The sequence below is a fragment of the Bradyrhizobium barranii subsp. apii genome (genome assembly GCF_011516635.5).
Classification (GTDB): domain Bacteria; phylum Pseudomonadota; class Alphaproteobacteria; order Rhizobiales; family Xanthobacteraceae; genus Bradyrhizobium; species Bradyrhizobium barranii.
Genome location: NZ_CP096255.1, coordinates 1,312,144 through 1,336,173, shown reverse-complemented (window position 1 = coordinate 1,336,173; position 24,030 = coordinate 1,312,144). Strand labels below are relative to the sequence as shown.

The 24,030-nt window shown below is 65.0% G+C and carries 21 protein-coding genes and 2 pseudogenes; 15 read left to right on the top strand and 8 right to left on the bottom strand.

The window, feature by feature from the left end; all coding sequences use genetic code 11:
- Positions 1-199: 199 nt before the first annotated feature.
- The 3 genes from HAP41_RS06395 to HAP41_RS06385 all read right to left on the bottom strand — a co-directional run bounded on the left by HAP41_RS06395 (position 200) and on the right by HAP41_RS06385 (position 3,282).
- Positions 200-1,516 carry a tetratricopeptide repeat protein gene (locus tag HAP41_RS06395; RefSeq protein ID WP_166104181.1) on the bottom strand — a complete coding sequence of 439 codons (1,317 nt, stop codon included), beginning with the start codon at positions 1,514-1,516 and terminating at the stop codon, positions 200-202.
- A gap of 12 nt (positions 1,517-1,528) precedes the next feature.
- On the bottom strand, positions 1,529-2,551 hold the full coding sequence (locus HAP41_RS06390; RefSeq protein ID WP_166104184.1) for an aldo/keto reductase: 1,023 nt from the start codon (positions 2,549-2,551) through the stop codon (positions 1,529-1,531).
- Between the two features lie 305 nt (positions 2,552-2,856).
- Complete coding sequence (locus HAP41_RS06385) at positions 2,857-3,282, bottom strand: PaaI family thioesterase (RefSeq protein ID WP_166104187.1); 426 nt, start codon at positions 3,280-3,282, stop codon at positions 2,857-2,859.
- 71 nt (positions 3,283-3,353) lie between these two features.
- Here HAP41_RS06385 and HAP41_RS06380 point away from each other — a divergent pair.
- Positions 3,354-3,978: pseudogene (locus HAP41_RS06380) on the top strand (NUDIX hydrolase).
- A 56-nt stretch (positions 3,979-4,034) separates the two neighbouring features.
- Complete coding sequence (locus tag HAP41_RS06375; protein WP_166104190.1) at positions 4,035-5,249, top strand: hypothetical protein; 1,215 nt, start codon at positions 4,035-4,037, stop codon at positions 5,247-5,249.
- 172 nt (positions 5,250-5,421) lie between these two features.
- Here the strand turns inward: HAP41_RS06375 and HAP41_RS06370 are convergent, their stop codons facing one another.
- The gene (locus HAP41_RS06370; RefSeq protein ID WP_166104193.1) at positions 5,422-5,730 is read right to left on the bottom strand and encodes a hypothetical protein; all 309 of its coding nucleotides are present in this window, start codon (positions 5,728-5,730) and stop codon (positions 5,422-5,424) included.
- A 197-nt stretch (positions 5,731-5,927) separates the two neighbouring features.
- Between HAP41_RS06370 and HAP41_RS06365 the strand changes: the two genes are divergently transcribed.
- The 5 genes from HAP41_RS06365 to HAP41_RS06345 all read left to right on the top strand — a co-directional run bounded on the left by HAP41_RS06365 (position 5,928) and on the right by HAP41_RS06345 (position 11,128).
- Positions 5,928-6,407, top strand: a complete 480-nt coding sequence (locus HAP41_RS06365; protein ID WP_063985862.1) for a hypothetical protein — start codon at positions 5,928-5,930, stop codon at positions 6,405-6,407.
- Between the two features lie 209 nt (positions 6,408-6,616).
- A complete protein-coding gene (locus tag HAP41_RS06360; RefSeq protein ID WP_166104196.1) occupies positions 6,617-7,564 on the top strand; it encodes a TAXI family TRAP transporter solute-binding subunit in 948 nt (315 codons plus the stop codon).
- 184 nt (positions 7,565-7,748) lie between these two features.
- On the top strand, positions 7,749-9,857 hold the full coding sequence (locus HAP41_RS06355) for a TRAP transporter permease (RefSeq protein WP_166104199.1): 2,109 nt from the start codon (positions 7,749-7,751) through the stop codon (positions 9,855-9,857).
- On the top strand, positions 9,818-10,231 hold the full coding sequence (locus HAP41_RS06350) for a DUF1850 domain-containing protein (RefSeq protein ID WP_166104202.1): 414 nt from the start codon (positions 9,818-9,820) through the stop codon (positions 10,229-10,231). The genes HAP41_RS06355 and HAP41_RS06350 overlap by 40 nt, the downstream gene beginning before the upstream one ends.
- Positions 10,232-10,321: 90 nt before the next feature.
- Positions 10,322-11,128 carry an SDR family NAD(P)-dependent oxidoreductase gene (locus tag HAP41_RS06345; protein WP_166104205.1) on the top strand — a complete coding sequence of 269 codons (807 nt, stop codon included), beginning with the start codon at positions 10,322-10,324 and terminating at the stop codon, positions 11,126-11,128.
- A gap of 250 nt (positions 11,129-11,378) precedes the next feature.
- Here HAP41_RS06345 and HAP41_RS06340 read toward each other — a convergent pair.
- Positions 11,379-12,944 (bottom strand): annotated as a pseudogene (locus tag HAP41_RS06340) (cation:proton antiporter); the annotation flags it as partial.
- Positions 12,945-13,061: 117 nt separating this feature from the next.
- On the opposite strand from HAP41_RS06340, the gene HAP41_RS06335 reads away from it, so the two are divergent.
- The 5 genes from HAP41_RS06335 (at position 13,062) to HAP41_RS06315 (ending at position 19,045) form a co-directional block, all read left to right on the top strand.
- Positions 13,062-13,826, top strand: coding sequence for a tetratricopeptide repeat protein (locus tag HAP41_RS06335; protein ID WP_166104208.1), 765 nt, complete (start codon positions 13,062-13,064; stop codon positions 13,824-13,826).
- Positions 13,827-13,958: 132 nt separating this feature from the next.
- Positions 13,959-15,344 carry a tetratricopeptide repeat protein gene (locus tag HAP41_RS06330; protein ID WP_166104212.1) on the top strand — a complete coding sequence of 462 codons (1,386 nt, stop codon included), beginning with the start codon at positions 13,959-13,961 and terminating at the stop codon, positions 15,342-15,344.
- Between the two features lie 332 nt (positions 15,345-15,676).
- On the top strand, positions 15,677-17,587 hold the full coding sequence (locus HAP41_RS06325; RefSeq protein ID WP_166104216.1) for a propionyl-CoA synthetase: 1,911 nt from the start codon (positions 15,677-15,679) through the stop codon (positions 17,585-17,587).
- A gap of 260 nt (positions 17,588-17,847) precedes the next feature.
- Positions 17,848-18,117, top strand: a complete 270-nt coding sequence (locus tag HAP41_RS06320) for a hypothetical protein (RefSeq protein WP_063985853.1) — start codon at positions 17,848-17,850, stop codon at positions 18,115-18,117.
- A gap of 181 nt (positions 18,118-18,298) precedes the next feature.
- On the top strand, positions 18,299-19,045 hold the full coding sequence (locus HAP41_RS06315) for an OmpW/AlkL family protein (RefSeq protein ID WP_063985852.1): 747 nt from the start codon (positions 18,299-18,301) through the stop codon (positions 19,043-19,045).
- A gap of 309 nt (positions 19,046-19,354) precedes the next feature.
- Here HAP41_RS06315 and HAP41_RS06310 read toward each other — a convergent pair whose 3' ends face one another.
- Entirely contained in the window at positions 19,355-20,050 is a 696-nt protein-coding gene (locus HAP41_RS06310) for a DUF1013 domain-containing protein (RefSeq protein ID WP_166104219.1), read from the bottom strand.
- 265 nt (positions 20,051-20,315) lie between these two features.
- On the opposite strand from HAP41_RS06310, the gene ispH reads away from it, so the two are divergent.
- From ispH to rnhA, 3 genes are read left to right on the top strand one after another with little or no spacing between them, the layout of a single operon-like run.
- Entirely contained in the window at positions 20,316-21,284 is a 969-nt protein-coding gene (gene ispH, locus HAP41_RS06305; RefSeq protein WP_166104222.1) for a 4-hydroxy-3-methylbut-2-enyl diphosphate reductase, read from the top strand.
- A 6-nt stretch (positions 21,285-21,290) separates the two neighbouring features.
- Positions 21,291-22,274 (top strand): homoserine kinase, encoded by a 984-nt coding sequence (locus tag HAP41_RS06300; RefSeq protein WP_166104226.1) that lies wholly within the window; start codon positions 21,291-21,293, stop codon positions 22,272-22,274.
- Positions 22,271-22,735 carry a ribonuclease HI gene (rnhA, locus tag HAP41_RS06295; protein WP_135215750.1) on the top strand — a complete coding sequence of 155 codons (465 nt, stop codon included), beginning with the start codon at positions 22,271-22,273 and terminating at the stop codon, positions 22,733-22,735. Before HAP41_RS06300 ends, rnhA begins: the two co-directional genes overlap by 4 nt.
- Before the next feature lie 155 nt (positions 22,736-22,890).
- On the opposite strand, the gene HAP41_RS06290 is transcribed toward rnhA, so the two are convergent.
- Both HAP41_RS06290 and HAP41_RS06285 read right to left on the bottom strand, forming a co-directional pair.
- Complete coding sequence (locus tag HAP41_RS06290) at positions 22,891-23,376, bottom strand: peroxiredoxin (RefSeq protein ID WP_007597501.1); 486 nt, start codon at positions 23,374-23,376, stop codon at positions 22,891-22,893.
- A 96-nt stretch (positions 23,377-23,472) separates the two neighbouring features.
- Positions 23,473-24,027 carry a DUF924 family protein gene (locus HAP41_RS06285; RefSeq protein WP_166104230.1) on the bottom strand — a complete coding sequence of 185 codons (555 nt, stop codon included), beginning with the start codon at positions 24,025-24,027 and terminating at the stop codon, positions 23,473-23,475.
- Positions 24,028-24,030 lie beyond the last annotated feature (3 nt).

Sequence of the window (24,030 nt, the reverse complement as noted above, 5' to 3'; positions counted from 1 at the left end):
CAGGCTCGTATGCCAGGGGGCCACGGCGGCGGAAAAGTTCCGCTCAACAACGAGCGAACCACAAATTGGTTGCGATCCCGTTTGTTCAGCTAAACCCGACTGGAATACCACCGCACCACCCATCGGCGATTCATCCGATCGCCCCATCCCGTCCTAGCAGGCCACTTGCTGCCAGACCGATGTTTTTTTCGTGGCAGAGCTAAACGGTCGCCGCCTGCCAGCGCGTATCGCGAAGCGAGGGCCGGCGGTGCAGGCGGGCGTCGAGCAGCGCGCGGGCGCGGGGCAGCTCGCCGCTGCGCATGAGCGCGACGATGTAGGTATCCTCGATCAGTTCGCGCTGGGCATGGCTGCCGCCGATGCGCACGACCTCGCCGAGGACGGGCGCGAGCGTTTGCACGCATGACGCGTAATCCTCGCGGGCAAAGGCCACGAGCGCACGGCAGATCGCCGGCACCACGGGACCGGCCGGCAGCTTGCCGTCGCCGAGCCGCTGCTCGATCGCCTCAAGGCGCGCGGCGAGCGCCTCCTGGTTCTGCGTCGCCGCAGCGAACAGCGCCATGTGGACGTCGGCAAAGGGCAGGCTCGATTTCGGAAACAGTTTTTGCGCGGCGGCATCGGCCTCGAGCCAGAGCGCCTCCGGCACGGTGTGGCCGTAAGCCGACAGGCGCCAGAGCAGCGAGGCGCCGTCGGTGACGACGTTGAGCGGCGGCGCCTTCGTGGCGGAGGGCTGAAGCACGTCGGCATAGATCGCAAGCGCGCGCGCCGCATCACCATGCTCGAGCGCGCCGAGCGCCTGGTGCCAGCGAATATGGCCGTGCAGGATGCCGGTGCGGTCGTAAGAGGGGATCCATGCGTCGACGAGACGATCAGCCGCGTCGATGGAGCCGTCCTCGAACATCGCGTGCAGCACGGCGTGCGCGGCGTGGGCGTTCTGACGGCGCAAGTCGAAGCCACGCTCGGTGACGCCGCGGCCGCGCGCGACGTCGCCATTCTCCGTCATCGCCCAGCCGGACATGGTGAGAAACCACCAGTCCTCGCCATAATGCTGCGCGACGCGCTCGCACAGCTCGTGCCGGGCGCGGTCGTGATCGGGCATGCCGGAAAACGCGAACAGGCCGAACGCGCCGAGCGGCAGCGACAGCACCACGGCGTCGCGCGGCCAGCTCTCGACATGCTTCAGCGTCGATGCGATGGCCTCGGGCAGCCGGCCCTCGATCGCAAGCGCCAGCGTCTCGACATGCGAGCGTTCGCGCTCCGTGCCGCGTTTCGCTGTGAGCTCGCGCGCGCGTGCCGCCTTCTGCCGCGCGAGGTCGCCCTGCTGATAGAAGGCATGCACGCGGGCGCGGGCGATATGGGGAAGCGCGAAATCCGGATCGGCCGCAATCGCGCGTTCCAGCGCCTCCGCCGTGCCGGTCCAACCGGCCAGCATGAGATCGACGCCTTCGCGATAGGCGCTTGCCGCCTCGTGCGAGGACGTGGAGAGCGAAAGGCCGTAGCGGTCTTCGTGCGCCGTCATCGTCTTCAGCTCTCAAGCCGTCCGCGCGCGGCGTCCCTCGATCGGATAGGCGGGGTCGTTGTAGCCCGGCGTCGAGGGATGGCCCGGCACGACCAGCCGGTCGATTAGAGCCTCGTCATCCGCCGTGAAGCGGTAGTCGAGCGCGCGGATGTAGCCGTCCCACTGCTCCTCGGTGCGCGGGCCGGCGACGATCGAGCTGACAAAGGCGGAGTTCAGCACCCAGGCGACCGCGAACTGGCCGGCGGTGATGCCTTTCGTCTCGGCGTGGGTCTTGATCTCCTGCGCGAGTTGGAGCGATTCCGGCCGCCATTCCGTCTGCATCATGCGGGTGTCGTTGCGGCCGGCGCGTGTCTCCTTGTCCGGCGCGGCGTCGGGCTTGTACTTGCCGGTGAGCACGCCACGCGCCAGCGGGCTGTAGGGCACGATGCCGAGGCCATAATAGGAGCACGCCGGGAAGTGCTCGACCTCGGGCATGCGGTTCATGGCGTTGTAATAGGGCTGGCTCACCGCGGGCCGGTCGATGCCGAGCCGGTCGCAGATGTTGCAGATCTCGGCGACGCGCCAGGCGCGGTAGTTCGAGACGCCGAAATAGCGCACCTTGCCGGCCCGGATCAGATCGCCCATCGCGCGCACCGTCTCCTCCGGCGGCGTCGCATGGTCTTCCTTGTGCAGATAGTAGATGTCGATGTGGTCGGTGCCGAGCCGCTTCAGGCTCTCGTCGGCGGCCTGCAACACCCAGCGCCGCGACAGGCCGACACGGTTGGGATCGTCGCCCATACCAGTGTTCATGGGGTTGGCGAGTTTCGTCGCGAGCACCCAGGCGTGCCGGTTGTTGCCGATCGCGCGGCCGACGACCTCCTCGGATGCGCCCTTCGAATAGGCATCCGCCGTGTCGATGAAATTGATCCCGGCCTCATGCGCCTTGGCGATGATCCGATTTGATGCGGCTTCATCGGTCGGCCCGCCGAACATCATGGTGCCCAGACAGATCGGCGAAACTTTCAGGCCGGTGCGGCCGAGCTGGCGGTATTGCATGGGCGGGTCCTCGATATTTCGATGGAGAGCAGCATAGCTAGCTACCGCCGTCATTGCGAGCGCAGCGAAGCAATCCAGAGATGCGTCCGCGGTGAGAGTCTGGATTGCTTCGCTGCGCTCGCAATGACGAGATTGGGGAGGGCGCTTGCCGCACTCTCAGCTGTCATCGCCCGCGAAGGCGGGCGATCCAGTATTCCAGAGACGGCTGTGATTGAGCCGAGAGGCTGCGGCGTACTGGGTCGCCCGGTCAAGCCGGGCGACGACAGCGGTGGGTGTAGTTAGAGCGGCAGCCCGACCGCGCGACGCTACCCCGGCCCCTTCAGGATCTTGAACACGCCATTCGCCATCACGACGCAACGATCGTCCACGCTGACTTCGGTGCTCATGAAGATGAGGCTGCGCGTCGAGCGCACCACGCGGGGGCGGGAGATCAGGATGTCGCCGATCTGGCCGGCCTCGACGAAATGGGTATCGAGCTGCACCGTCGCCATGAATTCCTTGCCGGAAACGTAACGGGCGGTCATGCCGCAGGTGCGGTCCGCGAACGTCATCATCACGCCGCCCTGGACCATGCCGCGGCGATTGTGGTGCTTGTCCTCGGTGGCGAGCGCGAATTCGTAATGGCCGTCGACCTTGCGCTCCCATAACGGGCCGATCAGGTGCAAGAAGCCCGTGGTCTCCAGGATCCTCCAGCCGTCCGATTTGAGCCTTGCGGCGGCCTTGTTGGTCATGTGGTCGTCCATTGCTGCGCGGGCCTTGCGAGCTCATTTCATCGGGGCCGGACGTGGTGTAGTCAAGCATCATGAGACCGTTCGACGATGCCACACGGCGGAATATCGCGGCTGCCTGCGCGGCCTTCACGCGGCTGCCGGAGGATGATGCGCCGGCCGCATTGAAACGCGCCGCGGTGGCGGTCGCGCTGACCGCGGCGAGTGACGGCGATGACACCGCATTCCTGCTCACGCTGCGCGCGTCACACCTGCGCGCCCATCGCGGCCAATGGGCCCTGCCGGGCGGTCGCTGCGATGCCGGCGAGACGCCGGTCGAGGCGGCGCTGCGCGAGCTTGATGAGGAGCTTGGCCTCCGCCTCACGCACGCGGAGGTGCTCGGCACGCTCGACGATTATCCGACCCGCTCCGGCTATCTGATCACGCCTGTGGTGGTCTGGACGGCCGACAGTGCCGCTCCGGCCGAACCCGGATGAGGTCGCCTCGGTCCACCGCATCGCGCTCGCCACGATCGAGCGCGAAGACGCGTTCGACTTCATCGCGATTCCCGAAAGCTCCCGCCGCGTGATCCGCTTCCATTACGAGACGAGCCTGATCCACGCGCCGACCGCGGCGCTGATCTACCAGTTCCGCGAGGTGCTGGCGGGACGTCACACCCGCGTCAGCGAGCTGGAACAGCCGGTGTTCGCCTGGAAGTGACGATGGTAAACGGCGCGTTAACGTGACGGTTACCGGATGCCTGCTAAGAGGGCAGCATGCATCATTCGATTCGAAAACATCTCGCGCTGGTTCCATTCGCGCTCGTCCTGCTCGCGCCCGCCGCGCGCGGCGGCGAGGCCGACGCGCTGCCGCCGGCCGTCCGCGATGCCAACGCCCAGTTGCTGTCGCAGTTCTTTGCGCAGGGTGGGGCGTCGCCGGCCGTGCTCGAATATCGCCGCAAGCTGCAGGAATATCAGGCGGCGCGCGCGGCGTTCGACGAAGAGGCGGGTGCCTATTGGAGCCAGATCTCCGAGAAGCGGAAAGGCCGCAACGCCAAGCGGCGCAGCGGACAGCAGGTCACGCTCGACGATTATGTGCTGCAGCATCCGCCACTCTACAACGGGCCGAAGCGGCCGGTGAATCCGGAGCCGGAGGAAACGCCGGATCGTCCGACCAGAAAGGCGATACCGGTGGTCGCCGATCTCCTGCAGGCGGCACGCGAGCTCTATCAGTTCACGCCGCAGCGGCCGTCCAGCGAGGCCGAGTTCAAGCGCGCCTATGCGCGCTACGCGCTCGCCTCCGGGCTGACACGCGAGCAGGCGGTGCGGGTCTATTCGTTCGAGACCGGCGGCACCGGCAGTTACGACGTGCAGGCGGGAATCGAACACGGCGGCAAGCGCGCGATCTCGACCGCGATGGGCTACAACCAGCTCCTGACCACCAACAGCGTCGAGCTGCTGGCCGAGCAGGGGCATGAACTCATCCGTGCGCTCTCCGACAAGGTGGCGCGGACGTCGGGGCCGGCGCGCCAGCCGCTCGAGCACAAGCTTGCCGTGCTGAAGAAGATGGTGGCGCAGGCGAAGTCGGTGCCGGACACCTGGTCGGAGCACGAGAAGATCGGCAACACCGCGCAGGGCTGGGCCATGCATGCCATGGTGCTGGACATCGATATCGGCCCGATGCTGCAAACCCACAAGCTTTTGACTTCGGTGCTGTTCGCGCGCGCCAAGGGCTACACCCGGCCGCTCACCGCCGCCGAGCTCGAGATGATGAACCTCACCGGCGACGGCACCGGCCTCGACATGGTGACGATGCCGCAGGCGATGCGCGAGCAGGTGCCGACCTCGAACTTCTTCCAGCGCGGCGGCTACGAGCGCAACCCGGTCGCGATCCGCCACAACACGGTGGCCAAGCTGCTGGCGGTGACGGATACGCGGATGGACAGTAACAGCACCAATGCCGGCGCGCGGGAGCTGGCAGGGGCGTTTTAGTCCTCGCTGCCACATCCTCCGCTGTCATGCCCCGGCTTGACCGGGGCATCCAGTACGCCGCAGCCTCTCGATTGAAGCACAACGGCCTCTGGAATACTGGATCACCCGCCCCAGTGCGCAAGCGCGCACAAGGCGGGTGATGATACCGAATGCTTGGGTTGGCCGTCGCCCCCTACTGATCCGACCCGAATTTGAACTTGCCGTCGCCTTCGAGATACGGGCCGCTGCGCATGTAGAGCTGGCCGTTGTGGCCGATGAAGAACAGCGTGCCTTTCGGCACCTTCTTGGCGCCCTTCAGGAGTTCACCGGCATTGTTGGTGCCCATCTTGTAGGAGAAGGTCTTGCCTTCCTTGTCATAGGCATAGCCGGTGTCGGGCTTGAGCTCCCAGGGCGTTGCCGCGGTCTGCGCCATTGCGGGTGCGCTGAATGCGCCGAGCGTTGCTGTGAGTGCAAGTGCAAATGTCTTCGTTGAAAATGCCATCATCCCATCCTCCCCATCGTTGGGGTTGCCATCTTGAACAAATCACGAACGGCGTTTACAGGTCAATTTGCGAAAGCGCCGCAGCGCATCACGTCCTGCCCAGCAGTTTGTGATTTTCCCTTCGTCCCCGCGCGACTATGTTCCGCTTTCAGTCTAGAACGCAATTCGACAAAAATATTGGTAGGGGGATGATTCGGATGAACCAAGTCGTGAAAGCCTGCTCAGCCGCCGCGCTGTTGGTGACGGCGCTGGCGCCCGCCGCCCGGGCGGATGACTACCAGCTCAGCCACAACCAGCGGATTTCGTGCAGCCGTGGCCTCGCCCCGGGCAAGCTGAACACCGCGACCTGCAAGTCCTACACCTACCTGTTCAATACCAAGACCTCGGAATATTTCCGCTGCCAGGTCTCGCTCGCGCTGACCCGCGACAACAAGGAAGTCATCAACGTCCAGACCGACGGCGGCTGCACCAAGAAGCCGCGCATCTTCGAGACCGACGGCAAATACGATTTCGACGCGACCGAGACCGAACCGCCGAACACCAACTCGTTCTTCGGTCCCGGCGGCTATTCGGTCTGGGCCGCCGACGTCACCGCGCAGAAGGTGCGCGGCTGCATCATCATCTCGTCCGGCCTCGGCTCCGACATCTCCAAGTGCCTGGACATGACCTTCCAATAAGGGCTTGCCAGCAAGAGCTTGCCAATAAGGCTTGCCAGCGCGGCGAGACACGCGCCAGACCCTGACTGCGCCACCTCGCCGCACCCGCGGGTTCCCCAAAAATCGAGCCGGGTCAGCCGTTTACCGCAGTCCTGTTGTGACTTTTGGATGGGTTGACCCGCTTCCCCCATCCGGCCAATTTCCCGGCCGGTTTGGGGAGTACAACAACCATGAAACGGACGATTTTCGGCGCGGCCGCGGCTCTTGCCCTGGCGGCGTCGGCACCTTGCGCGCATGCGCAATCCTTCATCAACGTGCTGACCGGCGGCACCTCCGGCGTCTACTATCCGCTCGGGGTCGCGATCGGAAAGATCTACGGCGACAAGATTCCGAATGTGAAGACGCAGGTGCAGGCCACCAAGGCGTCGGTCGAGAACCTGATCCTGCTCCAGCAGGGCCGCGGCGAAATTGCGTTCACGCTGGGTGACTCGCTCAAAGCCGCCTGGGAGGGCGACGAGGAAGCCGGCTTCAAGACCAAGCTGGACAAGCTGCGCACCATCGGCGCGATCTATCCGAACTACATCCAGATTGTCGCGACCGCCGAATCGGGCATCAAGACGCTCGCAGATCTCAAGGGCAAGAGCCTCTCGGTCGGCGCGCCGAAGTCGGGCACCGAGCTCAATTCCCGTGCGATCCTCGCGGCCGCAGGTATGACCTATAAGGACCTCGGCAAGGTCGAATATCTGCCGTTCGCCGAATCCGTCGACCTCATGAAGAACCGCCAGTTGGGCGCGACGCTTCAATCGGCCGGCCTTGGCGTCGCCTCGCTGAAGGATCTCTCGAGTTCGGCCTCGATCACCGTGGTGTCGGTGCCGAAGGAGACCATCGACAAGATCGGCCCGCCCTTCATCTCGGCAATCATTCCGGCCAATACCTATACCGGCCAGGACAAGGACGTGCCCACCGCGGCCGTAGTCAACTATCTCGTGACGAGCTCCGCGGTGTCGGACGACCTCGCCTACCAGATGACCAAGCTGATCTTCGAGTCGCTGCCCGAATTGCAGAACGCCCATGCCGCGGGCAAGGAGATCAAGCTCGAGACGGCCGCCACCGGCAGCCCGGTTCCGCTGCACCCCGGCGCGATCCGCTATTACAAGGAAAAAGGGCTGATCAAGTAGTCAGCTTTCGTTATCGGACGTCATGGCCGGGCAAAAGCGCGACGCGCGTTTTCGCGCAGATGTCCCGGCCATCCACGTTCTAAGGCTAGGCGAGAAAGTCCGTGGATGCCCGGGACAAGCCCGGGCATGACGGTCTCGAGACGCTGTGCAATGTTAAAAGCGCTGGACGGTTGGGGACATATCGATGTTGCAGGCAGAGGGCTCCGCAGGGCCTATCAAGGTTGAATTCGACAATTTCGAGCACGGTTTTCCGGAAGGTTTTGGTCCGGGCTGGTGGGGCACTCTCGCCTACTGGATCGGCATCGCCTTCGCCACCTTCCAGCTCTATGTCGCCGCCTTCAACTATCTGCCGAGCCAGGTGGTGCGCGGCGTCCATGTCGGCTTCCTCGTTCTCCTCACCTTCGGCCTGATCGCCAACTTTACCGCGAAGAGCGATGTCGGCCGTACGCTCGGCTGGGTGATCGGCGGCGCCGGCTTCTTCTGCGGCCTCTACCAATGTATCTTCTATGCCGACCTGATCGCGCGCGACGGCGATCCGACGCGGCTCGATCTCGCGGTCGGCACCCTGCTCGCGGTGCTGATCTTCGAGGGCACGCGGCGGCTGATGGGCGCGGCGCTGCCGCTGATGTGCGGCGCGTGTCTCGTCTACTGGTTCTTTGGGCAATATCTGCCGTCGCCGCTCAACCATCGCGGCTACGACTTCGACCAGATCGTCACGCATCTGTCGTTCGGCACCGAAGGTTTTTACGGCGTGCCGATCTACGTCTCGGCGACCTACATCTTCCTGTTCATCTTGTTCGGCTCGTTCCTGGAGCGCGCCGGCATGATCCAGCTGTTCACCGATGTCTCGCTCGGCCTGTTCGGCAGGACGCGCGGCGGACCTGCGAAGGTTGCGGTGTTCGCCTCGGGCATGATGGGCACCATCTCCGGCTCCGGCGTCGCCAACGTCGTCACCGTCGGCCAGTTCACGATTCCGCTGATGATCAAGTTCGGCTATCGCCGCGCCTTTGCTGCCGGCGTCGAGGCGACGGCCTCGATGGGCGGCCAGATCATGCCGCCGGTGATGGGTGCGGTCGCCTTCATCATGGCGGAGACGCTCGGCGTCCAATATTCGGAGATCGTCAAGGCGGCGGCGATCCCCGCCATCCTCTATTTCGCCTCCGCCTTCTGGATGGTCCATCTCGAAGCCGGCAAGCACGGTCTCGTCGGCATGAAGCGCTCGGAGATCCCGAGCGCCTGGAAGGCGCTGGTGACGCGTTGGTATCTCGTGCTGCCGCTCGCGGCGCTCGTCTACATGCTGTTCGAGGGCTTTACGCCGCTTTATGCCGGCAGCATGGGCCTTGCGCTCACGGTGACGCTGATCCTGGGCGCCAGCATCACCGCCGGCGCCTCCTCGATGGTCGTCCGCTCCATCTTCTGGATCGGACTTGCGCTCGTCGTCGGCGCGCTGTCGCGCGACGGTCTCCAGATCGTGCCGGTCGCGAGCGTCGTCGTCGGGCTGATCGTGATCACGGCGTTCGTGCGCGGCGGGTTCGCGGCCTTGCGCGAATGCCGCAATGCGCTGGCCGAGAGTGCGAAGTCGGCGATCACGGTGGGTATGGCCTGCGCCATCGTCGGCGTCATCATCGGCATGATGTCGCAGACCGGCGTCGGCACCATTTTTGGCAGCTGGGTGATCGGTCTCGGCGAGAAGAGCCTGTTCCTGGCGTTGATCATGACCATGCTACTGTCGATCCTGCTCGGCACCGGCATTCCGACCATCCCGACCTACATCATCACCGCCGCGCTCGCTGCGCCCGCGCTGGCGAAGCTCGGCGTGCCCTTGATCGCGAGCCATATGTTTGCGTTCTATTACGGCATCATGGCCGACCTCTCGCCGCCGGTGGCGCTCGCAGCACTTGCGGCGGCGCCGATCGCGAAGGAGAACCCGGACAAGATCGGCTGGGAGGCGATGCGCATCGCGCTCGCCGGCTACGTCATTCCCTTCATCTTCGTCTATTCCCCGGCGCTGATGCTCCAGGCCGGCGATCCCATGGCGGCCAAGCTTGGCTTCTACGGCGCGGTGGCGCTCGCGACCTTCAAGGCGCTGGTGGCGATCGGCCTGTTCGGCATGGTCGCGATCGGTTTTCTGTTCACGCGCATGACGCTGCTCGAACGCGTGCTCGCGCTCGGAGCCGCGCTCTGCCTGCTCGGTGACTTCGCCTTCAGCGACACCGTGGGCTTCCTGCTCTCCGCCGCGCTCGTGCTGTGGCAATGGCGGCAGCGTCCGCCGGCCATCGTCGAAGCGACGTGAGCCTCTGCTTCGCAACAGCGGGTGGCGTGAAAGCGCTGGCGCTTTCCGCCTTCACGCTGGTGTGGACGCACTCGATCGCGAAGGTCGACTGGCAGGAGGACTGGCGCGTGACGCCTGCCGGCCTCGAACTGGTGCAGGCGCGCGTCAAGGGCACCGGGCCCGGCATGGAGCCGCCGCCCGAGGCGCGGCTCGTCGACGGCTGGTTTCAATGGCAGCCGCAGCGTGCACCGATGCCGGAGGTCGTGCTCGGCAATTCGGGTGCGGCCGGGGAATGGCGGTTATGCCATGACGGGAAGTGCCGGACGTTGTCGGAGATTGTCGGGCACCCGATCGGTGCTAACGTCACGACGATGAAGATTTGTAACGATCCGTAGCCCGGATGAAGCGAAGCGCAATCCGGGAACAGTCGCCCCGGATTGCGCTGCGCTCCATCCGGGCTACAAGAACAGCAAGGGAGAAATGCGATGGATCGGCTCAAGGGCAAGGTTGCGATGGTGGTGGGCGCCGGCTCGATCGGGCCCGGCTGGGGCAACGGCAAGGCGACCGCGGTGACCTTTGCGCGCGAGGGCGCGCAGGTGTTTTGCGTCGACCGCAACGGTGCGGCAGCCGAGGAGACAGCGAAGATCATCACGGGTGAGGGCGGCAATGCGACTGCCTTCACCGCGGACGTCTCGCGCGCGAGCGAGATCGAGGCGATGGTGGCGGCGTGCCTGAAGGCCTATGGCCGCATCGACGTGCTCGACAACAATGTCGGCATCGCCGAGATGGGCAGCGTGGTCGAGGTCGCCGAGGAGAGCTGGGACCGCGTCTTCACTGTCAACCTCAAGAGTGCCTATCTCGCCATGAAGCACGTCGTCCCCGTGATGGTGAAGCAGGGCGGCGGCTCGATCATCAACATCTCCTCGATCGCCTCGATCCGGCATGTCGGGATTTCCTATGTCAGCTACAACGCCAGCAAGGCCGCGATGAACCAGCTGACGCGCTCGACCGCGATCGAGTTCGCGAAGAACCATGTGCGGGTGAATGCAATCCTGCCCGGTCTGATGAAGACGCCGATGGTGGAGCATTCCGCGGGTCTCGCGAACAGCTACGCCAATGGCGACGTCGACGCGATGTGGCGCGCCCGCGATGCGCAGGTGCCGATGGGGCACATGGGCGAGGCCTGGGACGTCGCCAATGCCGCGCTGTTCCTGGCGTCGGACGAGTCGAAATATGTGACGGGGATCGAGCTCGTGGTCGACGGCGGGATCACGTGCAAGGCGGGGGCTTAAGGCGCCTCATACTCGGCTGTCGTCCCGGGGCGCGCAAGGCGCGAACCCGGGACCCATAACCACAGCACAGAGTTGTTTTGCTAAGTTGTAACTCCGAGTCTTCGTAACCACGCCCGCCTGTGGTTATGGGTCCCGGATCTGCGCTGCGCTTGTCCGGGACGACAGCGGTGACTACTGCGCCAGCGCCAGAATCCCGCCGGCAAACGAATGCCACGCCGCACTCTCGCTGATCGGCCAGTTCAGCACCTTCACCGCCAGCAGCGCGAGCGTGCTCTTCCTCGATCCGGTGAAACGCGTCGTCGCCGATCACTTCGGTATCGCGAAGGCCGAGGATCGATTTGCGCGCGGCCTCGATGGCGCGGCGGCGCAGCGGATCGGCGGGCAATTCGCCGCTGGCGATGCCGCCGTGCGGATCGTCGTCGGCCTGCATCAGGATGGCGCGGTATTCGAGCCGCAGGATTTCCGCCTCCTCCGACGGATCGTCCTCGATCGCATCGAGCGCGGCGCGATAGGCGACTGCGCGGGCGCGCGCGACCTCGATACCGACGGGATCGTCGTCCTTGAGGCCGAAGGCGAGAATCAGCGGCCGCAGCGTCAGGCCCTGGATGACCAGCGAGCCCAGCACCACCGCAAAGGCGATGAAGACGATGAAGTCGCGGTAGGGGAAGTTTTCCGGCAAGGCGAAGGCGGTGGCGAGCGTGACGAGACCGCGCATGCCGCACCAGGAGATGATGAGGCCACCCTTCGGCGAGGCAACCTGCTTGGGATCCTTCGGATGATAGAGCCCGTGCGCGATCAGGACGCGCAGCGTCGCGCGGTAGAACGTGATCCAGGCAAGCCGCACCAGGACCACCGTGAGCAGGATCCAGGCTGCGGCCACGCAATATTCCCAGCGCACCTCCGCGTCGAGCCGCGTCCAGATCGGCCGCATCTGCATGCCGATCAGCATGAAGGCGAGCACGTTGAGCACGAACACCATCGTTTCCCAGACCGCATAGGACGGCACCCGTAACCGCGCCGGCATGCGCGCCCCCGCCGTGCGCGCGACGGTGATGGCGTAGACGACGATGGTGAGGATGCCGGAGAGGCCGAGATGCTCGGCTGCGATCCAGACCATGAAGGTGGTGGCGAACTGCACGATGATCGCGCTCGGCGCTTCCTTCACGCGTTCCAGGAACAGCGGGATGATGCGCCCGGCCAAAAGACCGGCGAGGACGCTGCCGACCAGCCCGAGTGCGATCGTCGGCGCGACCTCGCTCCATTTCAGATGCTCCATGACGACAGCGCCGACCGCGATGCGATAGATCAGGAGCGCGCTGGCGTCGTTGAGCAGGCTCTCGCCCTCCAGGACCTTCACCATGCGATAGGGCAGCTTGACCTGGCTCAGGATTGCAACCGCTGCCGCGGCATCCGGCGGGGCCACGATGGCGCCGAGCGCAATGGCGGCGGCCCAGGGCATGTCAGGCATCAGCCGGTGCACGACGAAGGCCACGCCGACCGTGGTCAGGCCGACCGCGGCGACCACCAGGGTCGAGACCGGAACCCAGTTGTTGCGGAGATCGCGCAGCGAGGTGTCGAAGGCGGCATCCATCAGCACCGGTGCGACAAAAAGTGCCAAGGCGAGGTCGGGTTCGAGCGTCCAGGAGGGGCTGTTCGGCACGAAGGCGATCAGCGCGCCGCCGATGGCGAGAAAGGTCGGGTAGGGGACCTTGATCCGCCGCGCCAGCGCCGATAATGCAACGGCGCCGAGCAGAAGCACGATGATCCATTCGAATGTCGACACGTTGATCCCCGAAACCGATTTTGGCCGTGCCACAAGCTAGCACCAATCCGGCCGTATGATGGATAGTGCACCCTCAAGGCAAGGCTCAAGCCAGACCCAGGCCAAAACCCAGGCCAAGACTCAAGCCAAGACTTTCCGACTGCAGCTAGCATGCGTTCTCAAAATCTCATTCGATTGTCCGGCGCGGTGGCGCTCTGTGCGCTTTCGCTAGGGGCGGCCCATGCCGCGACCGGCGGCGAGCCCGCCGCCGTCGTGCAGGTCGATGTCGCGCCGTGCCTCGCTGCTGCTGCCGCCGACGACATGGACAAGGCCGGCTCCGCCTGCGCCTCCGTCATCGACAACGAGAAGACGGCCAAGGCGGACCTGGTCAAGGCGCTGGTCGCGCGCGGCGCGCTTTATGCGCGGCATGACCAGGTCGACCGTGCGATCGCCGACGACAGCCGCGCTCTTCAGCTCGATCCGACCCTGGCCGACCTCTTCAACGCCCGTGGCGAGCTCTGGCTGAAGAAGGGCGATAAGCCGAAGGCGGTGCAGGATTTCGGCGCCGCGCTGAAGATCGATCCGAACCACGAGAAGGCCAAGGCCAATCACAAGGCGATGGCGCGCGAGCTCGAGCGGATCGGCGCGCAGATGGCGGTGGCCGGCAAGCCCAGCTTCAATTGCAGGAGTGCGGCCCGGGCCGTCGAGAAGGCCATCTGCGCCAACCGCGAGCTCGCCGATCTCGATCGGGAGATTTTTGCGTCGAACGCCCGCGCGGTCCGGGAGGCACGCAATCCTGCGGAAGCCAGGGCGCTTCAGCGCGCGCAGGACGAGTTCATTGCCCGCCGCAATGCCGGTTATGGGCGGGCCGGGTACGATCTCAAGAAGGCGATGCAGGAGCGGCTGCAGCGGATCAACGGGGTGGACGGGTATTGAGGGCTTCCTTCGCCTCTCCCCGCGTGCGGGGAGAGGGAGCGATACGCCCGTGCGTCCCTGACAGGCCCGAATTGAACCCATTCCTCGCCCGCCGCGACAATGGTGAACACCTGATGTCACGGAGTCTTCCCGATGTGCGGCACGCGTTCTTCCGCGCAAATGTTCCCGTTTGCCAAATTCCCGCTTCGCGCCTTCCTGCTCAACGCCGCGATGAGCCTTGTCCTCGCCGCTCCGGCCTCTGCTGCCGTCGATTGCGTGATGGGCAGCAAGACTGCGCCTGCCGAACTGATCACGGCGTGCGGCGCCATCATCGACCAGACCACCAATTCGAGTTCCGACCGCGCCGCCGCGCTGCTGGTGCGCGCCGACGCCAATGCGCGAACCTCAGGCGGCCTCACGCAGGCGCTGCGGGATATTGACCGCGCCATCGCGCTGGACGGCAGGAATGCAAACGCCTGGCGCCTGCGCGGCGATTTGCTGCGCGAGGCCGGCGGCGATCTCAACCGTGCCGCGGCTGATCTCAGCAAGGCCATCGAACTCGATCCGCAGGACGCGGAAGCCTACGAGCTGCGCGGCGTCGTCTACACCAATCAGCGCCGGCTCGACCGCGCGCTCGCCGATTACGATCAGGCGATCAAGCTGAAGCCGGATGATGCGCAGGCCTGGTCCGACCGCGGCGTGAACTATTATCTCGGCGGCGACAACGAGAAGGCGATCCGCGATCTCAGCGAGGCGCTGCGGCTCGATCCGAATCGGCCGCGCGCCTACACCAATCGCGGCGCGGCCTACAAGAAGCTCGGCCAGCTCGACAAGGCGGTCGCCGATGACGGCGAGGCGATAAGGCTCGATCCGAAGGTCCCCGAATATTACGACAATCGTGGCCTGGTACTGGCCGCAATGGGTGAGTACGACAAGGCGATCGCGGACTACGACCAGGCGCTGCGGCTGGCGCCGCGGCCGAACTTCTTCACCAACCGCGGCGATTCCTACCAGCTCAAGGGCGAGCTTGGCGCGGCGCTCAGCGACTACGAATCCGCGCTCAAGATCGATCCGAATTTCGCGCAGACCTACAACAACCGCGCGGTGCTCTACAAGAAGATGGGCGAGCGCAAGAAGGCGCTGGCCGATTACGAGACGGCGCTGAAGCTCGATCCCGGCAACGAGAACGCGGCCAACGGCCGCCGAACCATGATGGCGGAGATCGCAAAGTTCGGCGCCGAGCCGCTGCGTCCGCTCGCGGCGAATTCCGGCAACGGCCCGTCGTTCGATTGCGCCACGGCGAAGCGCGAGGTCGAGAAGGTGATCTGCGCCGATCCGCAACTCGGCGTGCTCGATCGCCAGATCGCCGAGACTTATGAGCGGGTGCTGAAGGTTACGAAAGGCCGCTCGGCCGGCGACCTCCGCAAGACCCAGCGCGATTTCCTCGCCACGCGGAATGCGAGCTTCGGCCGGCCCGGCTACGATCTGAGGAAGGTCATGCAGGATCGGTTGCAGCGGCTGAATGCGATGGAGAGTTGAGGAGCCTCTACGCGCACACTGCGTTCCCTCCCCCCTTGCGGGGGAGGGTTAGGGAGAGGGGTAGCCACAAACTCCCGACTGAGTTCGTGGCCACCCCTCTCTCCCGCTCTCCCCCGCAAGGGGGAGAGGGCCCACCTTGGCTGTGGCTCCAGCTTGCCTCGATGGCCTTTCTTCCCTCCCTCCCAACGACCCATCCTTTTCAGCTTGAACCGCGGCCCGTTCCCGGGAAAATACCTCTCAAACAACGCCGGCACTTGATCCCTGTCATGGCGGGACGCTCGTCCTGTCGGTCAGGTCAAGGCAAGGCGAATAAAGGGAACGGGAGCGCGGGAATGAACGTCAAGGGAACGAGCCTCTATCACGAGGTCCATGCGCGCTCGCTGGCTGATCCCCAGGGCTTCTGGGCCGAGGCGGCCACGGACATCGACTGGATCGAGCCGCCAAAGACGATCTTCGATGCCTCGCAGGGCGTCTACGGCCGCTGGTTTATGGGGGGCGTCGTCAACACCTGCTACAACGCGCTCGACCGCCATGTCGAACGCGGCCGCGCCGACCAGGTTGCGCTGATCCATGATTCGCCGCTGACGGGCTCGGTCACCAAGTTCACCTATGCCGAGCTATTGGGTGAGGTGCAGGCGCTCGCCGCCATCATGCAGGATTTTAGCGTCACCAAGGGCGATCGCGTCATCCTCTATATGCCGATGGTGCCGGAGGCCGTCGTCGCGATGCTCGCCTGCGCGCGCATCGGCGCGGTGCACTCGGTCGTGTTCGGCGGCTTTGCCGCCAAGGAACTCGCTACCCGCATCGATGACGCGCAGCCAAAGCTCATCCTCTCCGCAAGCTGCGGTATCGAACCCGGCCGGATCGTGCAGTACAAGCCGCTGCTCGACGAGGCGATCAAGCTTGCGGGCACGAAGCCGAAGGCCTGCATCGTGCTGCAGCGCCCCCAGCACATCTGCGACCTCACGCCGGGCCGCGACTACGATTGGGCGAGCCTTCGCCGCAAGGCGATGAACGACGGCAAGAGAGCCCCCTGCGTGCCTGTCGCCGCTACCGATCCGCTCTACATCCTTTACACTTCAGGCACGACCGGGATTCCCAAGGGTGTCGTGCGCGACAATGGCGGCCATCTCGTCGCGGTGAAATGGTCGATGTTCAATCTCTATGGCGTCAAGCCGGGCGAGGTCTGGTGGTGTGGCTCGGACATCGGCTGGGTGGTCGGCCACAGCTACATCATCTATGGCCCGCTGCTGCACGGTGCGACCTCGATCATGTACGAGGGCAAGCCAATCGGCACGCCCGATGCCGGCGCGTTCTGGCGCGTCATCAGCGAGCACAAGGCGGTCGCCTTCTTCACCGCACCGACGGCATTCCGCGCGATCCGCAAAGAGGATCCGGAAGGCAAATTCATCCGGCAATACGACCTGTCGCAATTCCGCACGCTGTTCCTCGCCGGCGAGCGCGCCGATCCGCCGACGGTGGAATGGGCGGAGCAGCAGCTCAAGGTGCCGGTGATCGACCATTGGTGGCAGACCGAGACGGGCTGGTGCATCGCCGGCAATCCGGTCGGTCTCGGTATGCTGCCGGTGAAGCATGGCTCGCCGACGGTGCCGATGCCGGGCTACCAGGTCGACGTCGTCGACGAAGCCGCAAAGCCCGTCGGCCCCAATACCATGGGCTCGATCGTCATCAAGCTGCCGATGCCACCGGCCTGCCTGCCGACGCTGTGGAATCAGGATGCGCGCTTCAAGGAAGCCTACCTCACTGAATTCCCCGGCTACTACAAAACCTCGGACGCCGGCTACAAGGATGAGGACGGCTATGTCTTCGTGATGGGCCGCACCGACGACATTATCAACGTCGCCGGCCACAGGCTCTCCACCGGCGGCATGGAGGAGATTTTGGCCTCGCATCCGGACGTCGCCGAATGCGCCGTGCTCGGCGTCAAGGACGCGATCAAGGGCGAGGTGCCCTGCGGCTTCCTGGTGCTCAAGGCCGGCGTGAAGCGCGCGCCTGCGGAGATCGAAAAGGAGATCGTCGCGCTGGTGCGCGACAGGCTCGGCCCCGTCGCCGCCTTCAAGCTCGCCATCACCGTCGGCCGCCTGCCGAAGACGCGCTCGGGGAGGATCCTGCGCGGCACCATCAAGAAGATCGCCGATGGCGAAGCCTGGACCATGCCGGCCACGATCGAGGATCCCAAGGTGCTGGACGAGATCGGCGAGGCGCTGAAGGGCAGGGTGTGAGGCGATCTCCGCTGTCATCACCCGCGAAAGCGGGTGATCCAGTACGCCGCGGCCGGAGTTGTGTGACCCAATGACCGCCGCGGAGTACTGGATTCCCCGCCTGCCGCCTACGCTAAAGCTTCGGCGCCCCTGGACCTCAACCCCGGCGAAGCCTTGGCGTAGCCGGGTCGCGGGGAATGACAGCGCGTGGGGAACGACGCCCAGGGACTTACAATCTCCTCATTCCGGGCTAAACAGGGCCGGCCAACAGGGGACCTCGTATGCCACTCGCCACCGCGCCGCGCCTGCTTGTCGCCGTGCTGCTCGCCATCGCTGTCTCCGCCTGCTCCGCGCGCTACCAGACGCCGGTGGCGGTGGGCGGTGACGATGACGACGCGGTCTGTCAGAGTCGCGGCTATGCGCAGGGCTCGCCCGAATACGTGGCCTGCCGCAAGGACCGCGACGTCCAGCGCAACGCTGCCACCGCCCGGTCCGACCGCCGTCAGCGCGATCTCGGCGAGTACATGCTGAACCATCCCGACCGGCCGTGACATCGGCTACGGAATTATCCTGCGCATTCATTCGCGTTTCTCGTGACACATCGGCAACGCCACAACCAAATCGTGTCGCGTCAGTCCTGATTTGATCGGCGTCAAATCCATCACCATCCCCTTTCTGCTCTGACGCTGACGTCGCGCAACGACGCGCGAGAGATGGCTGAAGGGGAATGCAATGAACGGAACGACAAAAAACCTGGCGCGGCTTGCGACGGTTGGCGCGATGCTCGTGGGGACTTTTGGCTCGGTGCAGGCGGCCGATCTGCCTGTCTACAAGAAGGCACCGCCGTCGGTAGAAGCGTTCAATCCGTGGATGGTGCGTCTGCGCGTGCTTGGCGTGTTGCCGGATGCCGGTAGCTCAACCGTCAATGTCGCAGGCGTGCCGTCGCTGTCGTCGCCGAATTCCGGGCTCTCGATCAGCGACCAGGTCGTGCCCGAGCTCGACATCAGCTATTTCTTCACCAAGAACATCGCGGCCGAGCTGATCCTCGGCGTGACCAGGCACTCGATCAGCGGCAACGGCTCGCTCGCGAACCTGCCGATCGGCAAGACCACGCTGCTGCCGCCGACGCTGACCTTGCAATATCACTTCGACAATTTCGGCGCGTTCAAGCCGTATATCGGCGCCGGCGTGAACTACACCGTGTTCTTCAACAATTCGGCTGCCAATACGCCAGCCGCCATCGTCGGTCCGCCCGCGATCGTTGCCACCACCACCAGCGTGCACGTCAGCAACGCCTGGGGCGGCGCCGTGCAGTTCGGCTTTGACTACATGCTCGACCGGCACTGGGGTCTCAACGTCGACGTCAAGAAGCTCTGGCTGCGGCCGGATTACTCTGCGACCGTCAGCGGCCTGCCGGTCACAGGCACCGCGCATATCGATCCGTGGCTGGTCGGTGGCGGTGTGACGTACAAGTTTTGATACGTCGTTGCTGTCGTTTTCGAGCTGTCGCCTAGGCGAACCCTGCGCTCCCTCCCCCCTTGCGGGGGAGGGCAGGGGAGAGGGGTAGCCCAGCAAACGGTGCGTGAGAGTCGCGCGAGACGCTTTGAGTTGATGGAGAGAGTCCCCGTGGGGCACCCCTCTCCCTAACCCTCCCCCGCAAAGGGGGAGGGGACTGCAGCTTGCGTGTGGCTGCATCTGTGCCGATCGCGAGGGTCTCCGCAAAACAAAAACGCGGCAGGTTTCCCTGCCGCGTTCGAATTGCGTTCGATCGTAACCGGGAGCGGAGCCTTACTCCTCCTCCTCGTCCTGCTTCTTGCCGCCGAGCGTCTTCAGCTTGGCGAACACGGCGTCGACGTTGAGGTCGTCGTTCGATCGCTCTGCCGGCTCGAACTCGTCCTTCTTGGTGGTCTCGGAGGCCGGCAGCAGGGTGGCGCCGCCATAGGATGCGTCGATCGGCTTTTCCTTCGCCGCGCGCGCCACTTCGAAATCGAGCTCGATCTGCGAGCAAAGGCCAAGCGTCACCGGGTCGATCGGGGTCAGCTGGGAGGTGTTCCAGTGGGTACGGTCGCGAACGCTGGCGATGGTGCTCTTGGTGGTGCCGACCAGGCGCATGACCTGGGCGTCCTTGAGCTCCGGATGGCTGCGCAGCAGCCAGAGGATGGCGCTCGGGCGCTCGTGACGGCGGGAGACCGGGGTGTAGCGCGGGCCCTTGCGCTTGGGCTGGGGCGGCAGAATCACCTTGCTCTCCTGGAGGCGGAGCCGGTAGTCCGGGTTCCTCTCGCCCTTCTCGATCTCCTCGCGGGTCAACTGGCCGTTGGAGAGGGGATCCATGCCCTTGATGCCCTGGGCAGCGTCGCCGTCGGCGATCGCACGCACCTCAAGGGGATGCATCTTGGTGAAATCGGCGACCTGATCGAAGGTCAGCGCGGTGTTGTCGAGCAGCCAGACGGCGGTCGCCTTGGGCATCAGAGGTGCGTTGCTCATGGCAAATCTCCTTTGTGCTTCGCCCACCCCTCTGGAGGCGAAACCGGTGGTCATCAGCGATGACAGGGAATTCGCGCTATATAAGCCCGGAGGGGCTAGCCACGCAATGGTTCTGCTATAGATAGTGCCTTGACAGAGCCCGAAAGGGGGCCCAATTCCCTTGGAAGCGCCTGTAAAGTCCTAGCAGACCCATTAAAGCCCAATTCCATCCATTGACCGCCCCCGCCAGAAGGCGAAACGGGTGATTCGGTCCCGAGATCGCTCAATGCCAGCCAAACCAGACCTCAAGATCGTGCTTTGTTCTCCCCGCGGCTTCTGCGCCGGGGTGGTCCGGGCGATCGACACCGTGGAACGGGCGCTCGATAAATACGGCGCCCCCGTCTATGTTCGCCACGAGATTGTGCACAACAAATACGTCGTCGACGGGTTGAAGAAGAAGGGCGCGATCTTCGTCGAAGAGCTCGCCGAAATCCCGGAAAACACCACCGCGCCGGTGGTGTTCTCGGCCCATGGCGTGCCGAAATCGGTCCCGGCCGACGCCACCTCCCGCAATTTGTTCTCGCTGGATGCGACCTGCCCGCTGGTGACCAAGGTGCACCGCGAGGCCGCGATCCACTTCAAGCGTGGCCGCGAGATCTTCCTGATCGGCCATTCCCACCACCCCGAAGTGGTCGGCACGCTCGGCCAGCTTCCGGTCGGCGCCGTGACCCTGATCGAGACCGCCGAGGACGCCAAGACCATCGTCCCGAAGAACCCCGACAACATCGCCTTCGTGACGCAGACCACGCTGTCGATCGACGACACCGCGGAGATCGTGGCGCTGCTCAAGGAGCGTTTCCCGAACATCAACGGCCCGCACAAGGAAGACATCTGCTACGCCACCACCAACCGCCAGCTCGCGGTGAAGAAGGTGGCGCCGGTGGTTGACGCCCTGATCGTGGTCGGTGCGCCGAACTCGTCGAATTCGCAGCGCCTGCGTGAGGTCGCTGAGCGCGAAGGCTGCGGGATCGCGGTACTGGCGCAGCGCGCCACCGACATCGACTGGACCAGGTTTGGCAACATCAAGAGCCTCGGCATCACCGCGGGCGCGTCCGCGCCGGAAGTGATCGTCGAGGAGATCATGGATGCGTTCGCCGAGCGCTACACGCTGCATGTGGAGACGGTCTCGGCCGCGGAAGAGAACGAGTTCTTCCCGCTGCCGCGCCAGGTGCGTCCCGAAGCCGCCGCCGAGTAGACTTTTATGGCGGTCTACACCGACGTTGCCGCCGACGAGCTTGCGGATTTCCTGAAGCCATACGATCTCGGCGAGTTGCTCTCCTACAAGGGCATCGCCGAGGGCGTCGAAAACACCAACTTCCTGCTGCACACCAGCAAGGGCTCGTTCATCCTCACGCTCTATGAGAAGCGCGTGGCGAAGAACGACCTGCCGTTCTTCCTCGCGCTGATGACCCATCTCGCCGAGCACGGCGTCACCTGCCCGCTGCCGGTGAAGGCCAGGGACGGCGAGGCGCTGCGCGAGCTGTCGGGCCGGCCGGCCGCGATCATCACCTTTCTCGAAGGCGTCTGGCCGCGCAAGCCGAACGTGGCCCATTGCGCCGGCGTCGGCGAGGGACTGGCCAGGATGCATCTGGCCGGCGCCAATTTTGCGATCAAGCGTGGCAATGCGCTGTCGGTCTCCGGCTGGCGGCCGCTGTTCGACGCGGCGGCAAGCCGCGCCGATGAGGTCCAGCCGGGCCTGCATGCGTTTCTCGCCGCCGAGCTCGACTATCTCTCGAGCGGGGTCTGGCCGAGCAATCTGCCGGAGGGCGTGATCCACGCCGATCTCTTCAACGACAACGTCTTCTTCCTCGGCGACAAGCTCTCCGGCATCATCGACTTCACCTTCGCCTGCAACGACATGCTGGCCTATGACGTCGCGATCTGCCTGAATGCCTGGTGTTTCGAGCCGGACCATTCGTTCAACGTCACCAAGGCGCGCGCCTTCCTCAATGCCTATGGCCGGGTGCGAAAACTCTCCGAGGCGGAAGAAGCCGCGCTGCCGCTGCTCGCGCGCGGCGCCGCGATCCGCTTCCTGCTGACGCGGCTGGTCGACTGGCTCAACGTGCCTCCAGGAGCGCTGGTCAAGCCCAAGGATCCGCTGGAATATTTTCGCAAGCTGCGCTTCCACCAGAGCGTTTCCAGCGTGCGCGACTACGGGCTGATGCCGTCAGGACTGGTCGCGTGAGCGAGCTTCCCCTCGTCACGATCTATACCGACGGCGCCTGCTCGGGAAATCCCGGGCCGGGCGGCTGGGGCGCGATCCTGAAGTTCGGCGACAAGGAAAAAGAGCTGAACGGCGGCGAACGCCACACCACCAACAACCAGATGGAATTGATGGCCGCGATCTCCGCGCTCGAAGCGCTGAAGAAGCCGTGCACCGTCGATCTCTACACCGACAGCCAGTATGTCCGGCAGGGCATCACCGGCTGGATCCACGGCTGGAAGCGCAACGGCTGGCGCACCGCCGACAAGAAGCCGGTGAAGAATGTCGAGCTATGGCAGCGCCTCGATGCGGCGCTGAAGCAGCACGAGGTCCGCTGGCACTGGGTCAAGGGCCACGCCGGGCACCCGGAGAACGAGCGCGCGGATCAGCTGGCGCGGGACGGGATCGTGAAGGCGCGGTTGCAGCAGCGGGTGGCGGAGTAGGCGACGCGCTATCGGCGTCGCCCGGTTTCGTAGGGTGGGCAAAGCGAAGCGTGCCCACGGCTTCTTCTCAATCAAGGAAAGATGGTGGGCACGGCACTGACGCGCCTTTGCCCACCCTACGGCACTTCCCGCTTGGAAGGAGCTCTGGCCTAAGCCTACAGCTGCCCCAGCAGCGTATCGCCGCCGGAGACCTCGACCTTGCCGGGCATCGCTTCGAGGTTCAGCTTCTTCACCACGCCGTCCTCGACCAGCATCGAATAGCGCTTGGAGCGGATGCCGAGGCCGTTGCCGGAGGCGTCCAGCTCCATGCCGATCGCCTTGGCGAAGTCGGCATTGCCGTCGGCGAGGAAGATCGCCTCGTCGCGCTGGTCGGTATCGCGCTTCCAGGCGTTCATGACGAAAGCGTCGTTGACGGAGACGATGGCGATGGTGTCGACGCCCTTGTCCTTCATGGCATAGGCGTTGAGGAAGATGCTCGGCAGATGCATCTTGTGGCAGGTGCCGGTGTAGGCGCCGGGCACTGCGAACAGCGCCACCTTCTTGCCCTTGAAGATGTCGTCGGTGGTCTTCACCTGCGGACCTTCGGCCGTCATCACGCGGAATTTCGCCTCGGGCAGCTTGTCGCCAGTCTGGATCGCCATCGTCAGTCTCCCTGAAAATCGGTCCCGCTTTTTAGACCGTGCGGCGGCGCTGCACAACATTAGCGGCGAGGGTCGCGGTCCTTCACCGTTATGTCATCAGCCGGCAAAACCGCCGCCGTCGAGGAAGGCCTGTTCTTCCTCGGTGGTGGCGCGGTCGAGCAGGCGGTTGCGGTGGGGAAAGCGGCCGAACCGCTGGATGATGTCGGCGTGCTCCCGCGCGTATTTCAGGTTCTCGGCATTGTCGGTGTTCTGAAACAGCGCGACGCAATGCAGCTGGTCGGGCAGGTGCTCGGAATGCATGAAGGGCAAATAGATGAATTCGAGCAGGATGGGATCGATCCTGCGATCGACGCCCCGCGCGATGGCGCGTCGGGCGACGTCGCGCGCCGGCGCGTCGCTGGCAAAGGCTTCCGGCGTGCCGCGAAACATGTTGCGGGGAAACTGGTCGAGCGCGATGACGAGCGCAAGCGCGCCCTTGTCGCTTTCTTCCCAGGAGGCCAGCTCGCCGGCGGTCGCCCGCTTCCATAGCGGAAGAAAGCGACGCCTGACCTCCGCGTCGAAAGCGTTGCTGCGCTTGTACCAGCGCTCGCGGCCGGCCTCGCGCCAGAAGGCGAGAATGCCTGATGGCGTGATGTCGCCGCCGTCAGTCATGAA

Coding starts and splice junctions, on each gene's coding strand:
- HAP41_RS06350 (WP_166104202.1), top strand. CDS start 9,818: ATGGCGGCAGCGTCCGCCGGCCATCGTCGAAGCGACGTGAGCCTCTGC.
- HAP41_RS06320 (WP_063985853.1), top strand. CDS start 17,848: ATGCCACTCGCCACCGCGCCGCGCCTGCTTGTCGCCGTGCTGCTCGCC.
- HAP41_RS06300 (WP_166104226.1), top strand. CDS start 21,291: ATGGCGGTCTACACCGACGTTGCCGCCGACGAGCTTGCGGATTTCCTG.
- HAP41_RS06365 (WP_063985862.1), top strand. CDS start 5,928: ATGAACCAAGTCGTGAAAGCCTGCTCAGCCGCCGCGCTGTTGGTGACG.
- HAP41_RS06385 (WP_166104187.1), bottom strand. CDS start 3,282: ATGACCAACAAGGCCGCCGCAAGGCTCAAATCGGACGGCTGGAGGATC.
- HAP41_RS06355 (WP_166104199.1), top strand. CDS start 7,749: ATGTTGCAGGCAGAGGGCTCCGCAGGGCCTATCAAGGTTGAATTCGAC.
- HAP41_RS06330 (WP_166104212.1), top strand. CDS start 13,959: ATGTGCGGCACGCGTTCTTCCGCGCAAATGTTCCCGTTTGCCAAATTC.
- HAP41_RS06345 (WP_166104205.1), top strand. CDS start 10,322: ATGGATCGGCTCAAGGGCAAGGTTGCGATGGTGGTGGGCGCCGGCTCG.
- HAP41_RS06310 (WP_166104219.1), bottom strand. CDS start 20,050: ATGAGCAACGCACCTCTGATGCCCAAGGCGACCGCCGTCTGGCTGCTC.
- HAP41_RS06390 (WP_166104184.1), bottom strand. CDS start 2,551: ATGCAATACCGCCAGCTCGGCCGCACCGGCCTGAAAGTTTCGCCGATC.
- HAP41_RS06335 (WP_166104208.1), top strand. CDS start 13,062: ATGCGTTCTCAAAATCTCATTCGATTGTCCGGCGCGGTGGCGCTCTGT.
- HAP41_RS06285 (WP_166104230.1), bottom strand. CDS start 24,027: ATGACTGACGGCGGCGACATCACGCCATCAGGCATTCTCGCCTTCTGG.
- HAP41_RS06360 (WP_166104196.1), top strand. CDS start 6,617: ATGAAACGGACGATTTTCGGCGCGGCCGCGGCTCTTGCCCTGGCGGCG.
- HAP41_RS06290 (WP_007597501.1), bottom strand. CDS start 23,376: ATGGCGATCCAGACTGGCGACAAGCTGCCCGAGGCGAAATTCCGCGTG.
- HAP41_RS06315 (WP_063985852.1), top strand. CDS start 18,299: ATGAACGGAACGACAAAAAACCTGGCGCGGCTTGCGACGGTTGGCGCG.
- ispH (WP_166104222.1), top strand. CDS start 20,316: ATGCCAGCCAAACCAGACCTCAAGATCGTGCTTTGTTCTCCCCGCGGC.
- HAP41_RS06375 (WP_166104190.1), top strand. CDS start 4,035: ATGCATCATTCGATTCGAAAACATCTCGCGCTGGTTCCATTCGCGCTC.
- HAP41_RS06370 (WP_166104193.1), bottom strand. CDS start 5,730: ATGGCATTTTCAACGAAGACATTTGCACTTGCACTCACAGCAACGCTC.
- HAP41_RS06395 (WP_166104181.1), bottom strand. CDS start 1,516: ATGACGGCGCACGAAGACCGCTACGGCCTTTCGCTCTCCACGTCCTCG.
- HAP41_RS06325 (WP_166104216.1), top strand. CDS start 15,677: ATGAACGTCAAGGGAACGAGCCTCTATCACGAGGTCCATGCGCGCTCG.